The 15,595-nt window shown below is 72.5% G+C and carries 12 protein-coding genes; 11 read left to right on the forward strand and 1 reads right to left on the reverse strand.

Annotation, left to right across the window (positions count from 1 at the left end; genetic code table 11):
- Positions 1-81: 81 nt before the first annotated feature.
- The 3 genes from ACFQZ6_RS29925 (at position 82) to ACFQZ6_RS29935 (ending at position 2,947) form a co-directional block, all read left to right on the forward strand.
- Positions 82-984 carry a universal stress protein gene (locus ACFQZ6_RS29925; RefSeq protein WP_381615205.1) on the forward strand — a complete coding sequence of 301 codons (903 nt, stop codon included), beginning with the start codon at positions 82-84 and terminating at the stop codon, positions 982-984.
- Positions 985-1,152: 168 nt separating this feature from the next.
- Positions 1,153-2,100, forward strand: coding sequence for a beta-ketoacyl-ACP synthase III (locus tag ACFQZ6_RS29930; protein WP_381615208.1), 948 nt, complete (start codon positions 1,153-1,155; stop codon positions 2,098-2,100).
- A gap of 169 nt (positions 2,101-2,269) precedes the next feature.
- Complete coding sequence (locus tag ACFQZ6_RS29935) at positions 2,270-2,947, forward strand: GntR family transcriptional regulator (protein ID WP_381615211.1); 678 nt, start codon at positions 2,270-2,272, stop codon at positions 2,945-2,947.
- 9 nt (positions 2,948-2,956) lie between these two features.
- On the opposite strand, the gene ACFQZ6_RS29940 is transcribed toward ACFQZ6_RS29935, so the two are convergent.
- Positions 2,957-3,859 carry an NAD(P)H-binding protein gene (locus ACFQZ6_RS29940; protein WP_381615213.1) on the reverse strand — a complete coding sequence of 301 codons (903 nt, stop codon included), beginning with the start codon at positions 3,857-3,859 and terminating at the stop codon, positions 2,957-2,959.
- A 230-nt stretch (positions 3,860-4,089) separates the two neighbouring features.
- Between ACFQZ6_RS29940 and ACFQZ6_RS29945 the strand changes: the two genes are divergently transcribed.
- From ACFQZ6_RS29945 to ACFQZ6_RS29980, 8 genes are all read left to right on the forward strand, one after another.
- Positions 4,090-5,271, forward strand: coding sequence for an ROK family transcriptional regulator (locus ACFQZ6_RS29945; protein ID WP_360214297.1), 1,182 nt, complete (start codon positions 4,090-4,092; stop codon positions 5,269-5,271).
- Positions 5,272-5,444: 173 nt separating this feature from the next.
- The gene (locus tag ACFQZ6_RS29950; protein WP_381615217.1) at positions 5,445-6,962 is read left to right on the forward strand and encodes a sugar ABC transporter ATP-binding protein; all 1,518 of its coding nucleotides are present in this window, start codon (positions 5,445-5,447) and stop codon (positions 6,960-6,962) included.
- On the forward strand, positions 6,959-7,978 hold the full coding sequence (locus ACFQZ6_RS29955; protein WP_381615220.1) for an ABC transporter permease: 1,020 nt from the start codon (positions 6,959-6,961) through the stop codon (positions 7,976-7,978). Before ACFQZ6_RS29950 ends, ACFQZ6_RS29955 begins: the two co-directional genes overlap by 4 nt.
- A gap of 17 nt (positions 7,979-7,995) precedes the next feature.
- Positions 7,996-9,042, forward strand: coding sequence for a substrate-binding domain-containing protein (locus ACFQZ6_RS29960; protein ID WP_381615223.1), 1,047 nt, complete (start codon positions 7,996-7,998; stop codon positions 9,040-9,042).
- 89 nt (positions 9,043-9,131) lie between these two features.
- Entirely contained in the window at positions 9,132-10,355 is a 1,224-nt protein-coding gene (locus ACFQZ6_RS29965) for a Gfo/Idh/MocA family protein (RefSeq protein WP_381615226.1), read from the forward strand.
- Between the two features lie 172 nt (positions 10,356-10,527).
- On the forward strand, positions 10,528-11,529 hold the full coding sequence (locus tag ACFQZ6_RS29970; RefSeq protein ID WP_381615229.1) for a sugar phosphate isomerase/epimerase family protein: 1,002 nt from the start codon (positions 10,528-10,530) through the stop codon (positions 11,527-11,529).
- 103 nt (positions 11,530-11,632) lie between these two features.
- A complete protein-coding gene (locus ACFQZ6_RS29975) occupies positions 11,633-14,131 on the forward strand; it encodes a PQQ-dependent sugar dehydrogenase (protein WP_381615232.1) in 2,499 nt (832 codons plus the stop codon).
- An 11-nt stretch (positions 14,132-14,142) separates the two neighbouring features.
- Positions 14,143-15,519 (forward strand): ThuA domain-containing protein, encoded by a 1,377-nt coding sequence (locus ACFQZ6_RS29980; protein WP_381615235.1) that lies wholly within the window; start codon positions 14,143-14,145, stop codon positions 15,517-15,519.
- The last annotated feature ends 76 nt before the right edge of the window (positions 15,520-15,595 follow it).

Here is a 15,595-nt window from a genome sequence, read left to right on the forward strand (position 1 = left end):
GAGCGGAGGCCCTTCCCGTCTCCGCGGCGCCCGGCCCCGCCCGGCCGCCCCGCGCACGGCATGACCAGGGAGGTGACGGTCATGATCAGGCCAGTAGTGGCCGGTGTGGACGGTTCCAGCGAAGGCTTCGCCGCCGCCGACTGGGCGGCCCGGGAGGCGCTGCGCCGGGGACTGCCCCTGCGGCTCGTGCACGCCTGGGAGGCGGGCCTCCCGGAGGGCGCCCCCGCGTCGGCCCCGCCCGAACTGCGGGCGCCGCAGCACCACGCCCGGCACGTGCTGCGCACCGCCCTGGACCGGGTGGGGGAGCGGTACCCGCAGTTGACCATCACCGCCGAGCAGGTGAACAGGCTGCCCGTGCCCGCCCTGCTCGCCGAGTCGGCGGGGGCCGAACTCCTGGCCATCGGCAGCCAGGGGCCCACCGGGCTCGGCGGTTTCGTGTCCGGGTCGGTCGCGCTGGCCACGGTCGCGCGCAGTGAGCGCCCGATCGTCCTCGTCCGGGACGGCACGACGGCCGAGGACGAGCACCAGCCGGAAGCCGACGGCACCCCGTCGGCGCGCACGCCCTGCCGGGAGGTGGCGGTCGCCGTCGACGTCGACGAGCCCAGCGACGACGTCCTCGCCTTCGCCTTCCGCGCCGCCGACCTGCGCCGGGCGCCCCTGCGCGCCGTGCACGCCTGGCACCTGCCGTTCGCCCACGCCCTCCCGGACGCCGCCGAACGCCAGGCCCGCCTGCGCGACTCCGCGGCCCACGAGCTGACGGAACTCCTGTTGCCCTGGCGGGAGAAGTTCCCCAAGGTCCCCGTCCTCGAAATCTGCCACGAGGGCCGCCCCGCCCACGTCCTCGTCCCCGCCGCGACCAACACCTCCCTCCTGGTCGTCGGCCTGCGCCGCCACCACACCCCGCCCACCCCCCGCACCGGCCCGGTCGCCCACGCCCTGATCCACCAGGTGAGGTGCCCGGTGGCCCTGGTGCCCCACGACTGAGGGCGCCGGGCGGGGGCGGGTGTTCGGTGGGTGTTCGGGCGTCCGACGGCCTGAGGGAAGCCGACAACTGCGGTGCCGGATTCCTGTCGCCTTGCCTGCCGTGCTACCCGTGAGTCACTGATCAGACTGGTGAATCCCGCTACCCAAGGCAACGAGGGGGATCCACCCATGACCGGCTCACGCATCGCCGCACTCGGCCACTACCAGCCCGCCAAGGTGCTCACCAACGAGGACCTGGCGGGCCTGGTCGACACCAGTGACGAGTGGATCACCAGCCGGGTGGGCATCCGCACGCGCCACATCGCCGGACCCGACGAACCCGTCGACGAGCTGGCCGCGCACGCCGCCGCCAAGGCGCTGGCCACGGCGGGGCTCACCCCCGGCGACATCGACCTGGTGCTGGTCGCCACCTCCACCGCCGTCGACCGCTCCCCGAACATGGCCGCCCGCGTCGCCGCCCGGCTCGGCGTGCCCTCGCCCGCCGCGATGGACGTCAACGTCGTCTGCGCCGGGTTCACCCACGCCCTCGCCACCGCCGACCACGCCGTACGGGCGGGCGCCGCGACCCGCGCGCTGGTGATCGGCGCCGACAAGATGTCCGACGTCACCGACTGGAGCGACCGCACGACGTGCGTGCTGGTCGGGGACGGCGCGGGCGCCGCCGTCGTCGAGGCGTCGCCCGGCGTCGGCGAGCCGGGCGTCGGGCCGGTGCTGTGGGGCTCGGTGCCGGAGATGGGGCACGCGGTGCGCATCGAGGGCGTACCGGCGCGGTTCGCGCAGGAGGGCCAGAGCGTCTACCGCTGGGCGACCACCCAGCTCCCGCCGATCGCCCGGCGGGCCTGCGAGCGCGCCGGACTCGCGCCCGCCGACCTCGCCGCGGTCGTCCTGCACCAGGCCAACCTGCGCATCATCGAGCCGCTCGCCGAGAAGATCGGCGCCGTCAACGCCGTGGTCGCCCGCGACGTCACCGAGTCGGGCAACACCTCCGCCGCGAGCATCCCGCTCGCCTTCTCCAAGCTGGTCGAACAGGGCGCGGTCAGCAGCGGCGACCCGGTACTGCTGTTCGGCTTCGGCGGCAACCTGTCGTACGCCGGACAGGTCGTACGGTGCCCGTGAGGCCGTAGCGGCGACCCGTCCCGCCCGGCGGTGTGACGCGCCCAACTCCCCCTCGGGCTGGCGTCCGTGCACCGTAGACTGTAGACGAAAGACAATCGATACTGTCCATGCTGGCTACCGTGCCGCTGGCCCGTCGCCCGCCGCGCAGGCCCGCCGAGGAGGGGGACCGATGTTGTCGACTGGACTGCCGCAGGGGGCGGTGCCCAGGCTCGAACGGCCCGGACCGCTGCGCGACCGCGTCTACGAGGCGCTGCTCGAACTCATCACCACCCGCGCCCTCCAGCCGGGCCAGCACCTCGTGGAGAGCGAACTCGCGGGCCACCTCGGGGTCTCCCGCCAGCCGGTGCGCGAGGCACTGCAACGCCTCAACACCGAGGGCTGGGTCGACCTGCGGCCCGCCCAGGGCGCCTTCGTGCACGAGCCCACCGAGGAGGAGGCCGACCAGCTCCTCACGGTCCGTACGCTGCTGGAGGCCGAGGCCGCCCGGCTCGCCGCCGCGAACGCCACCGAGGACGGCGTCGGCGCCCTGGAGGCGCTGCTCCAAGAGGGCCTGAAGGCCGTCGCCGCCGACGACGTGGACGCCGCCGTCGCGCTCAACGCCCGCTTCCACGCCAAGGTCATGGAGCTGGCCGGGAACGCCGTCCTCGCCGAACTCGCCGCCCAGGTCGACCGCCGGGTGCGCTGGTACTACACGCCGGTCGCCCGGCAGCGCGGCCACCAGTCCTGGGTCGAGCACCGGGACCTGATCCACGCCATCCAGGACGGGGACGAGCAGCGGGCCACCCGGCTGATGCGCGAGCACACCGAGCACACCCGCCGCTCGTACCACGCCCGCCAGGAACCCTGACGGGCCCCGCTAGAACTCGGCCGCGTGCGTCCGTGCCCACTCCTCGAAGGTGCGCGGCGCCCGGCCGGTGACCTCCTGGACGGTCGGCAGCACCTCCGACTCGTCCAGCGTGCCGTCCACGTAGAAGCTGAAGAAGGCGTCCACGTACGGCACCGGCATCCGCGCCTCCAGCTCGGCGCGCGCCTCCTCGTGCGTGAGCCCCACGGTCCGCAGCTCCCGGCCCAGCACCTTGCCGAGGATGCGCACCCGGTCGGCGGGCAACAGCGGCTCGGGACCGGTCACTTCGAGGACCCGGCCGTCGAACTCCCCCGAGCGCAGCGCGACCATGACGGTCCGCGCGATGTCGTACGGGTCGATGTCGGCCGTCGCCGCGTCCGGGAACGGCACCCGCACGCTGTCGCCCGCGCGGAGCTGGTCCGCCAGTTGCAGCGCGTTGGACATGAAGCTGGTCGGCCGTACGCAGGTCCACGCGAGACCTGACTCCCGTACCGCCTCCTCCGCGTCGATCATGTACCCGGCGACCGCGTTGGCCGTGTCGCCGGTGCCCGCGGACCGGCCGGACAGCAGCACGACCCGCCGTACGCCCGCCGCCCGCGCGTCCGCCAGGATCTGCCGCTGACCGGCGTACCCGGGCATCAGGAACACCGCCGTCACGCCGTCCAGCGCCGCCCGCACCGTCTCCGGCTCGTTGAGGTCGCCCGCCGCGGGCTCCACGCCGGGCGGCAGCCCCTCCGACCGCCCGGCGCGGCTCAGCGCGCGCACCGGCTCACCGGCCCCGGCGAGGGCCCGTACCAGCTCGCCGCCGACGTTCCCGGTGGCACCCGTCACTAAGAACATGCGCTCGTCCTCGTCCTCTCCCGTCGCCCGGACCGCGCTCGGCCCGGCGTCGTGCCCATCCTCGGCCGTCGCCACGGGGGACACCAGCGCGCCACGCGGCCCCGCCGAATGCCGGACTCATCACCGCTCAGGCCGATATGGCACCCGTCTTTGTCCTGCGAGTGGAAAAAGTCGTCAGTAATTCGTGCACGACTTCTTCCCACTCTTGGCAGCCGCTGCTACGTTCCGTACCGAAGCAAGCCACACAGGTGGCCGGAAACCGGCGCGCACTGGCCGACCAAGGCGGGGAGGGGTTCGTGAGACGCATGACGGCACGACCCGCCAACTCCCACCAGGCCAGGCTGCTGAAGCTGCTGCGCGACGGCGGTCCCAACTCCCGGGCCCAGTTGGGCGACCAGGTCGACCTGTCCCGGTCCAAGCTGGCGGTGGAGGTGGACCGGCTGCTGGAGACCGGTCTCGTGGTCGCCGACGGACTCGCCGCCTCGCGCGGTGGCCGCCGGTCCCACAACATCCGGCTCGCCCCGAACCTCCGGTTCCTCGGCGTCGACATCGGCGCCACCTCCATCGACGTCGCGGTCACCAACGCCGAGCTGGAGATCCTGGGGCACATCACCCAGCCCATGGAGGTGCGCGAGGGCCCGGTCGCGGTCTTCGAGCAGGTCCTCGCGATGGCCGCCAAGCTGCGGGCCTCCGGGCTCGCGGAGGGCTTCGACGGCGCCGGGATCGGCGTCCCGGGCCCGGTGCGCTTCCCCGAGGGCGTCCCCGTGGCACCGCCGATCATGCCCGGCTGGGACGGCTTCCCCGTGCGGGAGGCGCTCAGTCAGGAACTCGGCTGCCCGGTCATGGTCGACAACGACGTGAACCTCATGGCGATGGGGGAGCAGCACGCCGGAGTCGCCCGGACCGTGGGGGACTTCCTCTGCGTCAAGATCGGCACCGGTATCGGCTGCGGCATCGTCGTCGGCGGTGAGGTCTACCGCGGTACGACGGGCAGCGCGGGCGACATCGGACACATCCAGGCCGTACCCGACGGGCGCCCGTGCGCCTGTGGCAACCGGGGCTGCCTGGAAGCCCACTTCAGCGGCGCCGCGCTCGCCCGCGACGCGCTGGAGGCGGCCCAGCAGGGCCACTCGGCCGAACTCGCCGCACGGCTGGAGACCGGCGGCGGCCTCAGCGCCGCCGACGTCGCCGCCGCCGCTGCCGCGGGCGACGCCACCGCCCTGGACCTGATCCGCGAGGGCGGCAACCACACCGGCAAGGTCATCGCCGGTCTGGTCAGCTTCTTCAACCCGGGCCTGGTGGTGATCGGCGGCGGGGTGACCGGCCTCGGCCACAACCTGCTCGCCGCGATCCGCACCCAGGTCTACCGCCAGTCGCTGCCCCTGGCGACCGGCAACCTCCCCATCGTCCTAGGCGAGTTGGGCCCCACCGCCGGAGTCATCGGCGCGGCCCGGCTCATCAGCGACCACCTGTTCTCACCGGCGTGAACCCGTAGCCCCACCGCACCGCACCACCGCACCGCACCACGGCTCGTCAGGCACCCGGCACCACCCCCGCCCGCACCCCGCGCTGCCCTGATCCGCTCCGCGTCACCCCGCCCCGCCCCGCCTCGCTCCGCCCTGCCCTGAACCGGCCCGTACGCCCGCCAAGGGGAACCCACATGGCACCAGAACCACCCCTCCTCAGCATGTCCGGCATCACCAAGTCGTTCCCCGGAGTCCGCGCCCTGGACGGAGTCGACCTGGACGTCCAGGCCGGTGAGGTGCACTGCCTGCTCGGCCAGAACGGCGCCGGGAAGTCCACCCTGATCAAGGTCCTCGCGGGCGCCCACCAACCCGACGGCGGCACCATCCGCTGGCGCGGCGAGGACGTCACCCTGCGCTCCCCGATCGCCGCCATGCGCCTCGGCATCGCCACCATCTACCAGGAACTCGACCTGGTGGAGCACCTGTCCGTCGCCGAGAACGTCCACCTCGGCCACGAACCCACCACCGCCGGATTCGTCGTACGCCGCGGGACCGCCCGCGCCTCGACGGCCGCCCTGCTGAAGCGGCTCGGACACCCGGAGATCGATCCGGCGCGGCTGGTGGGGGAGTTGTCGGCGGCGCAGCAGCAGATCGTGTCGATGGCGCGGGCGCTCTCCCACGACGTACGGCTGATCGTGATGGACGAGCCGTCCGCGGCGCTCGACCCCGACGAGGTCGACAACCTGTTCCGCATCGTCGGGGACCTCACCGCCGACGGCGTCGCCGTCGTCTACATCTCGCACCGCCTGGAGGAGATCCGCCGGATCGGGGACCGGGTCACCGTGCTGAAGGACGGCCGGGCGGTGGCGGGCGGACTGCCCGCCAAGTCCACCCCGACGCGCGAGGTCGTCGCCATGATGACCGGCCGCAACGTCGAGTACGTCTTCCCGGACCGGCCCGCCAAGCCGCCCACCGCCGCGCCCCTGCTCCAGGTGCGCGGGCTGGCCAGGGAGGGCGAGTTCGAGCCGCTGGACCTGGAGGTGCGCCCAGGGGAGATCGTCGGGCTGGCCGGGCTGGTCGGCTCGGGCCGGTCCGAGATCCTGGAGACCGTCTACGGCGCCCGCAAGCCGTCCGCCGGTGAGGTGCTGGTCGACGGCAGGCCGTTGCGGCCGGGCAGCGTACGGGCCGCCGTGCGCGCCGGACTCGGGCTCGCCCCCGAGGAACGCAAGGCGCAGGCCCTGCTGATGCTGGAGTCGGTCACCCGCAACGTGTCCGTCTCCTCCATGTCCCGCTTCTCCCGCGGCGGCTGGATCGACCGGGGCGCCGAACTGGGCGCCGCGCGGGCCGCCACCCGCCAGTTGTCGCTGCGGCCCGACAACCCGTCCGTGCCGGTGCGCACCCTGTCCGGCGGCAACCAGCAGAAGGCCGTGCTCGCGCGCTGGCTGCTGCGCGGCTGCCGGGTGCTGCTGCTCGACGAACCCACCCGCGGCGTCGACGTGGGCGCCCGCGCCGAGTTGTACGCGGTCGTCCGCCGACTCGCCGACGACGGCCTCGGGGTGCTGCTCGTCTCCAGCGAGGTGCCCGAGGTGCTCGGCCTCGCCGACCGCGTCCTGGTGCTCCGCGAAGGCCGCGTCGTGCACACCGCGCCCGCCCGTGAACTCGACGAACACCGCGTACTCGACCTCGTGATGGAAGGAAGCCCGGCGTCATGACGCAGCACGTCTCCCCGCCGCGGGACAGCGCCGACAAGGTGCCGTCGGCGCCCCGGACCCCCGACTGGCGCAGCCTGATGTTCCGCGCCGACGTCCGCACCCTCAGCCTGCTGGGCGTCCTCGCCGTCCTCGTCCTGATCGGCGGTGTCACCAAGCCCGACGAGTTCCTCGACACCCGCAACCTGCAACTCGTCCTCACCCAGGCGTCCGTCATCGGCGTCGTCACCGTCGGCATGACCTTCGTCATCACCTCCGGCGGCATCGACCTCTCGGTGGGCGCGATCGTCGCCCTCGCCTCGGTGTGGGCGACCACCGTCGCCACCCAGGAGTACGGCTTCGGCGGCATCCTCTTCACCGCCGTACTCGTCGGCGTCGGCTGCGGCCTGGTCAACGGACTGCTCATCGCCTACGGCGGGATGGTGCCGTTCATCGCCACCCTCGCCATGCTGGCCTCCGCCCGCGGCCTCGCCCTCCAGATCACCGACGGCCGCACCCAGATCGTCACCGTCGACAGCGTCCTCGACCTCGGCGAACGCGACGCCTACGTGCTCGGCATCCCGCCGCTCGTCCTCGTCTTCGCGTTCGTGACCATCGTCGGCTGGCTGGTGCTCAACCGCACCACCTTCGGCCGCCGCACCGTCGCCGTCGGCGGCAACCCGGAGGCCGCCCGCCTCGCCGGGATCGACGTCCGCCGCCAGCGCCTGTACCTGTACCTGCTGTCCGGACTGTGCTGCGGCATCGCCGCGTTCCTGCTGATCATCCTGTCCGGCTCCGGCCAGAACACCAACGGAAACCTCTACGAACTCGACGCCATCGCCGCCGCGATCATCGGCGGCACCCTGCTCAGCGGCGGCCGGGGCACCATCACCGGCTCCGTGCTCGGCGTCCTGATCTTCACCACCATCACCAACATCTTCGCCCTGAACAACCTGCAGAGCGACGTCCAGCAGATCGCCAAGGGCGCGATCATCGTCGCCGCCGTGCTGGTCCAGCGCCGTACCGCGAGCACGACCTGAGGAAAGGGTTCACCGCCATGACACAGCTCCCCACACGCAGAGGACTGCTCTTCGGGACCGCCGCCGTCTCGGCCGGTGCCCTGCTCGCCGGTTGCACGAGCAACGAGTCCAGCGACAACGACAGCGACAAGGCCGACAACAACCAGCCCGCCGCCGACGACAAGCCCGGCAAGGCCGTCACCATCGGCTTCGCCGGACCCCAGGCCGACCACGGCTGGCTCAACGCCATCAACGACAACGCCAAGAACCGCGCCAAGAAGTACTCCGACGTCACCCTGGAGATCACCGAGGGCTCCAACGACACCGCCCAGCAGATCGGCCAGATCGAGACCCTCATCAACAAGAAGGTCGACGTCCTGGTCATCCTGCCCGCCGACGGCAAGGCGCTCACCCAGGTCGGCCTGAAGGCGATGCGCGCGGGCATCCCCGTGATCAACCTCGACCGGATCTTCAACAGCCCGCAGGCGTACCGCTGCTGGATCGGCGGCGACAACTACGGCATGGGCCTCAACGCCGGTACCTACATCGGCGAGAAGCTCAAGGACAAGCCGAACGCCCGCGTCATCGAACTCGCCGGGCTCGACAACCTGGAACTCACCCAGCAGCGCACCCAGGGCTTCGACGACGCCCTGAAGAACTACCCCAACATCAAGAAGGTCGCCCGCCAGGCCGCCGAGTTCACCGTGGAGTCCGGGCAGGCCAAGATGGCCCAGCTCCTCCAGGCGCAGTCCGACTTCGACGCCCTGTGGAACCACGACGACGACCAGGGCGTGGGCGCCCTGCGCGCCATCGAACAGGCCGGACGCGACGACTTCCTGATGGTCGGCGGCGCGGGCGCGCTCTCCGCCTTCCAGGCCATCGAGGCGGACAACAGCGTCCTGAAGGCGACCGTCCTGTACCCGCCGACCATGGCCGCCTCCGCCATCGACCTGGCCCGCGCCCTCGGCCAGGGCAAGGGCGTCGGCGGCATGGCCGAGTTCGAGATCCCCGCCTCGATCACGCTCTACTCGGCCGTCGTCGACAAGGAGAACGTCGGCCAGTACATGTCCACCGGCTTCGAGTGAGGCGTCCCGCACCACGGGCCCGGCCCGCCGCCGACGGCGGGCCGGGCGCCACCCCCCACCGCGCCACGACGACCAGGAGGAGTCATCCAATGGGACAGCCGCAGCAGCCCGAAGGGACCGACGACGAGGGCGCGGCCCCGACGCCGCCGCCCCTGCGCATCGGCATGGTCGGCTACGCCTTCATGGGCGCCGCCCACTCCCAGGGCTGGCGCACCGTGGGCCATGTCTTCGACCTGCCCCGGCGGCCCGTCATGACCGCGATCTGCGGACGCGACGCCGCCGCGGTGCGCGCCGCGGCCGACCGGCACGGCTGGGAGACGGCCGAGACCGACTGGCGGGCCCTGGTCGCCCGCGACGACATCGACCTCGTCGACATCTGCACCCCCGGCGACAGCCACGCCGAGATCGCGCTCGCCGCGCTGGCCGCGGGCAAGCACGTGCTGTGCGAGAAGCCCCTCGCCAACACCGTCGAGGAGGCCGAGGCCATGTCCGCGGCGGCCGACGCGGCCTACGCCCGCGGCCAGCTCGCCATGGTCGGCTTCAACTACCGCCGGGTGCCCGCCACCGCCCTGGCCCGCCGGATGATCACCGAGGGCCGCCTCGGCACGCTGCGGCACGTGCGCGTGACGTACCTCCAGGACTGGCTGACCGACCCGCAGTTCCCGCTCACCTGGCGGCTGCGCAAGGAGCACGCGGGCTCCGGCGCCCTCGGTGACCTCGGCGCGCACATCGTCGACCTCGCGCAGTACCTCGCCGGTGAGCCGCTGGCCGGGGTCTCCGCGCTGACCGAGACGTTCGTACGGCACCGGCCGCTGCCCGGCGGACCCAGCAGCGGTCTGACGGCGGTCTCCGCCGACGGCACCGGGGAGGTCACCGTCGACGACGCCGCCGTGTTCACCGGCCGCTTCGCCTCCGGCGCCCTCGCCTCCTTCGAGGCCACCCGGTACGCCACCGGCCGCAAGAACGCCCTGCGCCTGGAACTCAACGGGGAGCGCGGCTCCCTCGCCTTCGACCTGGAGCGCCTCAACGAACTCTGGTTCCACGACGCCACCGAGCCGGACACCCACTCCGGCTTCCGGCGCATCCTCGTCACCGAACCCGACCACCCCTACCTCGCGGCGTGGTGGCCGCCGGGCCACGGCCTCGGCTACGAGCACACCTTCGCCCACCAGGCCCGCGACCTGGTGCACGCCGTCGCGGAGGGCCGCCGCCCCGAGCCGTCCTTCGCGGACGGGCTCCAGGTGCAGCGGGTGCTGGCGGCGGTGGAGGAGAGCGCCGAGAAGAACAGCGTGTACACGCCTGTCGCCGCCTGAGCACCCGCGTGTCAACTGCTCACCGGTGGGGGTGCCGTGGACCGCGGGACGTCGTACCGCCGACGGGAGGCCGTCGACCGTACGTCGCCTCCGGTCGTCCGACGACCGCCGCCCCACCTCTCCGACCACCGTCTGACCGCCGTTCAACCGTCGTCTGAGGAGGACCGCCCGGATGCCCCGCGACTTCACGCTCTTCACCGGCCAGTGGGCCGACCTGCCGCTGGAAGAGGTCTGCCGCCTCGCCCGCGACTTCGGCTACGACGGCCTCGAACTCGCCTGTTGGGGCGACCACTTCGAGGTCGACAAGGCCCTCACCGACCCCGCGTACCTGGACTCCCGGCGCGCGCTGCTCGACAAGTACGGCCTGAAGTGCTGGGCCATCTCCAACCACCTCGTCGGCCAGGCCGTCTGCGACGCCATCATCGACGAACGCCACCAGGCCATCCTGCCCGCCCGGATCTGGGGCGACGGCGAGGCGGAGGGGGTGCGGCGGCGGGCCGCCACCGAGATCGCGGACACCGCCCGCGCCGCCGCCGCGTTCGGCGTGGACACCGTCATCGGGTTCACCGGCTCCGCCATCTGGCACCTGGTCGCGATGTTCCCGCCCGCCCCGGAGTCCATGATCGAGCGCGGCTACGAGGACTTCGCCGCGCGCTGGAACCCGATCCTGGACGTCTTCGACGCCGAGGGCGTGCGGTTCGCGCACGAGGTCCACCCGAGCGAGATCGCCTACGACTACTGGACGACCGTACGCGCCCTGGAGGCGGTCGACCGCCGACCGGCGTTCGGCCTCAACTTCGACCCCTCCCACTTCGTGTGGCAGGACCTGGACCCGGTGGGCTTCCTGTGGGACTTCCGGGACCGGATCTACCACGTGGACTGCAAGGAGGCCCGCAAGCGCCTCGACGGCCGCAACGGCCGCCTCGGCTCCCACCTGCCCTGGGGCGACCCGCGCCGCGGCTGGGACTTCGTCTCCGCCGGGCACGGCGACGTCCCCTGGGAGGACGTCTTCCGGATGCTGCGCTCCATCGACTACCAGGGGCCCGTCTCCGTGGAGTGGGAGGACGCGGGCATGGACCGCCTGCAAGGCGCCCCGGAGGCGCTGAAACGTCTCAAGGCGTACGACTTCGAACCGCCGACGGCGTCGTTCGACGCGGCGTTCGGAGGCAACTGACCCCTCCCCTCCTCCCCCGCCGGGGTGATGGCGCACCCCGGCGTACGCACCGGCCGTACCACTCGCACCCGCCCGTACAACCGGCCCCTTCCTGGAGGCACCCGTGCACGGGAACGACCGCACCACCGGCACCGCCACCCACACCCCACACCCCTTCCTGCGCAGAGCCGTCGCCCTGCTCAGCGGCGCCCTGCTGGCAGGCGCGTCCCTGACCCTCGCCGCCCCGCAGGCCACCGCCGCGGACCCCGGCACCGCCGACGTCCCCGCCGCCGCGGAGGACTTCCAGCAGGTCACCCTCGCCAAGGGCGAGGCGGAGGTCGGCGAGCCCATGTCGCTCGCCGTCCTCCCGGACCGCTCGGTCCTGCACACCTCCCGCGACGGCGAACTCCGCCTCACCGACGCCGCGGGCAACACCAAGCTCGCCGGGAAGCTCGACGTCTACTCCCATGACGAGGAGGGCCTCCAGGGCATCGGCGTCGACCCGAACTTCTCAGAGAACCGTTTCATCTACCTCTACTACGCGCCCCCGCTGAACACCCCCGCGGGCGACGCCCCCGAGACCGGCACCGCCGCCGACTTCGCCCCCTTCGACGGCGTCAACCGGCTCTCCCGCTTCGTCCTGCGCGAGGACGGCACCCTCGACAACGCCAGCGAGACCAAGATCCTCGACGTCCCCGCCAGCCGCGGCATCTGCTGCCACGTCGGCGGCGACATCGACTTCGACGCCGCGGGCAACCTCTACCTGTCGACCGGCGACGACTCCAACCCGTTCCAGTCGGACGGCTTCACGCCCATCGACGAGCGCGCCAACCGCAACCCGGCCTTCGACGCCCAGCGCAGCTCCGGCAACACCAACGACCTGCGCGGCAAGATCCTCCGCATCAAGGTCAACGCCGACGGCTCGTACGGCATCCCCGAGGGCAACCTCTTCGCTCCCGGCACCGACAAGACGCGGCCCGAGATCTACGCCATGGGCTTCCGCAACCCGTTCCGCTTCAGCGTCGACAAGGCGACCGGCATCCTCTACGTCGGTGACTACGGCCCCGACGCGGGCGCCGCCGACCCGAACCGCGGCCCCGCCGGGCAGGTCGAGTTCGCCCGCGTCACCGGCCCCGGCAACTTCGGCTGGCCGTACTGCACCGGCGACAACGACGCCTACGTCGACTACGACTTCGCCACCGGCACCTCCGGCGCGTCCTTCGACTGCGCCGCCCCGGTCAACAACTCCCCGCACAACACCGGCCTGACCGAGCTGCCCCCGGCGCAGGCCGCCTGGATCCCGTACGACGGCGGATCGGTCCCCGAGTTCGGCAGCGGCTCCGAGTCGCCGATGGGCGGCCCGGTCTACCATTACGACCCCGCGCTGGACTCGCCGGTGAAGTTCCCCGAGGCGTACGACGGCGACTTCTTCGCCGGTGAGTTCGGTCGCCGCTGGATCAAGCGGATCTCCAGCGACGCCGACGGCACCGTGCGGTCCATCAACGACGTGCCGTGGACCGGCACCCAGGTGATGGACATGGCCTTCGGCCCGGACGGCGCGCTGTACGTCCTCGACTACGGCCTCGCCTGGTTCGGCGGTGACGAGAACTCCGCCCTGTACCGCATCGAGAACGCCACCGACGGCCACTCCCCGGTCGCCCAGGCCAGCGCCGACCGCACCTCCGGGCAGGCCCCGCTGCGGGTGAGCTTCTCCTCCGCGGGCACCAGCGACCAGGACGGCGACGCCCTCACCTACCACTGGGACTTCGGGGACGGCGCCACCTCCACCGCCGCCAACCCCACCCACCGCTACCGCGCCAACGGGACCTACACCGCCACCCTGACCGCCGAGGACCCCTCCGGCCGCACCGGCAGCGCCAGCGTGCGGATCGTCGTCGGCAACACCGCGCCCACCGTCGTCCTGGAGACCCCGAAGGACGGGCAGCTCTTCAGCTTCGGTGACGCCATTCCGTTCAAGGTGAAGGTCACCGATCCCGAGGACGGCAAGACCATCGACTGCTCCAAGGTCACCGTCAACTTCATCCTCGGCCACGACACCCACGGCCACCCGCTCACCTCCGCCAAGGGCTGCTCCGGCACCCTCCAGACCAGCGCCGACGGCGGCCACGACGAGGACGCCAACATCTTCGGGGTCGTCGACGCCGAGTACACCGACAACGGAGGCGGCGGCCAGGCCCCGCTGACCAGCCACGACCAGCACGTCACCCAGCCGAAGCACCGGCAGGCCGAGCACTTCGGCGACAGCTCCGGCGTCAGCGTGATCAGCAAGGAGACCGCGCACGGCGGCCGCACGGTCGGTGACATCAACGACGGCGACTGGATCTCCTTCACGCCGTACGCCCTTTCCAACGCCAAGAGCGTCACCGCGCGGATCTCCTCCGGCGGCGCGGGCGGCACCCTGGAGATCCGGGCGGGCTCCGCCACCGGCACCCTCCTCGGCAAGGCCACGGTGCCCGTGACCGGCGGCTGGGAGACCTTCCAGGACGTCAGCGCCGACCTGTCCCGCGCGCCCCGCTCCACCACCACGCTGTACCTGGTGTTCAAGGGCAGCGGCACCGGAGCCCTGTTCGACGTGGACGACTTCACCTTCACCACCGGCTGAGGGAGGCAGCGATGACCCGTCCCACCGCACGACCCGTCACCGCCGTCGTAGGATCCGCGCTGCTGCTCGGCTGCGTGGCCGCCACCCCGGCCGTGTCCCAGTCGGAGCCGGTCCCCGACCCGTCGCGCATCCTGGTCTTCTCCAAGACGGCCGGGTTCCGGCACGACTCCATCCCCGACGGCGTGACCGCCCTGCGGGAACTCGGCGCCGAGGGCGGCTTCACCGTCGACGCCACCGAGGACGCGGGCGCGTTCACCACCCGCAACCTGCGCAAGTACGACGCCGTCGTCTTCCTCTCCACCACCGGCGACGTCCTCGGCCCCACCGAGCAGCGCGCCTTCGAGAGCTACATCCGCAAGGGCGGCGGCTACGTCGGCATCCACGCCGCCGCCGACACCGAGTACGACTGGGCGTTCTACGGCGGCCTCGCGGGCGCCTACTTCCAGTCGCACCCGCAGATCCAGCCCGCCACGGTCGACGTCGAGGACCGCGCCCACCCCGCCACGGCGGGCCTGGAGAAGGCGTGGAACCGCACCGACGAGTGGTACAACTACCGCTCCAACCCGCGCGAGCACGCCCACGTCCTCGCCTCCCTCGACGAGTCCTCCTACACCGGCGGCACCATGAACGGCGACCACCCGATCGCCTGGTGCCAGAACTACCAAGGGGGCCGCGCCTTCTACACCGGCGGCGGCCACACCAAGGAGTCCTACGCCGAACCCGCCTTCCGGCAGCACCTGCTGGGCGGCATCCGCTGGGCCACCGGCGCCGCCCAGGCCGACTGCCGCCCCGAGACCGGCTACCGCCCGCTCTTCGACGGCACCGCCGCCTCCCTCGACGGCTGGCGGCAGGCGGGCCCCGGCACCTTCGAACTGAGCGCCGACGGCACGCTCACCTCCTCGGGCGGCATGGGAATGCTCTGGTACGCCGCCGCCAGCTTCGGGTCCTACTCCCTGAAGCTGGACTGGCGGATGGCCAGCGACTCCGGCGACGACAACTCCGGTGTCTTCGTGGGCTTCCCACCCTCGGAGGACCCCTGGTCGGCGGTGCACAACGGCTACGAGATCCAGATCGACGCCACCGACGCCCCCGAGAAGACCACCGGCGCCGTGTACGACTTCCAGTCCGCCGACCTCGCCGCGCGCGACCGCGCGCTGAACCCGCCGGGGGAGTGGAACACGTACGAGATCAGGGTGGAGGGCGAACGGCTGCGCGTCTGGCTCAACGGCACGCTGGTCAACGACTTCACCAACACCGACCCGGCCCGCAGCCTCACGGACGGACACATCGGCATCCAGAACCACGGAGCCGCCGACCAGGTGTCCTTCCGCGACGTGCGGATCAGGGAACTGCCCGCGCCCGCCACCACGGCCGCGCCGGGCCACTGAGCGGCGGCGGGCGGGAGACGCCGGACTCCCGCCCGCCGTCATCCACCGCACCCCTTCCCCCTCCCCGGCTCCCGCG

The sequence above is a fragment of the Streptomyces flavalbus genome (assembly GCF_042674625.1).
Classification (GTDB): domain Bacteria; phylum Actinomycetota; class Actinomycetes; order Streptomycetales; family Streptomycetaceae; genus Streptomyces; species Streptomyces flavalbus.

Excerpts from the sequence above, each read along its gene's own strand:
- ACFQZ6_RS29925 (WP_381615205.1), top strand. The coding sequence starts at position 82 with ATGATCAGGCCAGTAGTGGCCGGTGTGGACGGTTCCAGCGAAGGCTTC.
- ACFQZ6_RS29955 (WP_381615220.1), top strand. The coding sequence starts at position 6,959 with ATGACGCAGCACGTCTCCCCGCCGCGGGACAGCGCCGACAAGGTGCCG.
- ACFQZ6_RS29930 (WP_381615208.1), top strand. The coding sequence starts at position 1,153 with ATGACCGGCTCACGCATCGCCGCACTCGGCCACTACCAGCCCGCCAAG.
- ACFQZ6_RS29965 (WP_381615226.1), top strand. The coding sequence starts at position 9,132 with ATGGGACAGCCGCAGCAGCCCGAAGGGACCGACGACGAGGGCGCGGCC.
- ACFQZ6_RS29945 (WP_360214297.1), top strand. The coding sequence starts at position 4,090 with ATGACGGCACGACCCGCCAACTCCCACCAGGCCAGGCTGCTGAAGCTG.
- ACFQZ6_RS29970 (WP_381615229.1), top strand. The coding sequence starts at position 10,528 with ATGCCCCGCGACTTCACGCTCTTCACCGGCCAGTGGGCCGACCTGCCG.
- ACFQZ6_RS29980 (WP_381615235.1), top strand. The coding sequence starts at position 14,143 with ATGACCCGTCCCACCGCACGACCCGTCACCGCCGTCGTAGGATCCGCG.
- ACFQZ6_RS29960 (WP_381615223.1), top strand. The coding sequence starts at position 7,996 with ATGACACAGCTCCCCACACGCAGAGGACTGCTCTTCGGGACCGCCGCC.
- ACFQZ6_RS29935 (WP_381615211.1), top strand. The coding sequence starts at position 2,270 with ATGTTGTCGACTGGACTGCCGCAGGGGGCGGTGCCCAGGCTCGAACGG.
- ACFQZ6_RS29950 (WP_381615217.1), top strand. The coding sequence starts at position 5,445 with ATGGCACCAGAACCACCCCTCCTCAGCATGTCCGGCATCACCAAGTCG.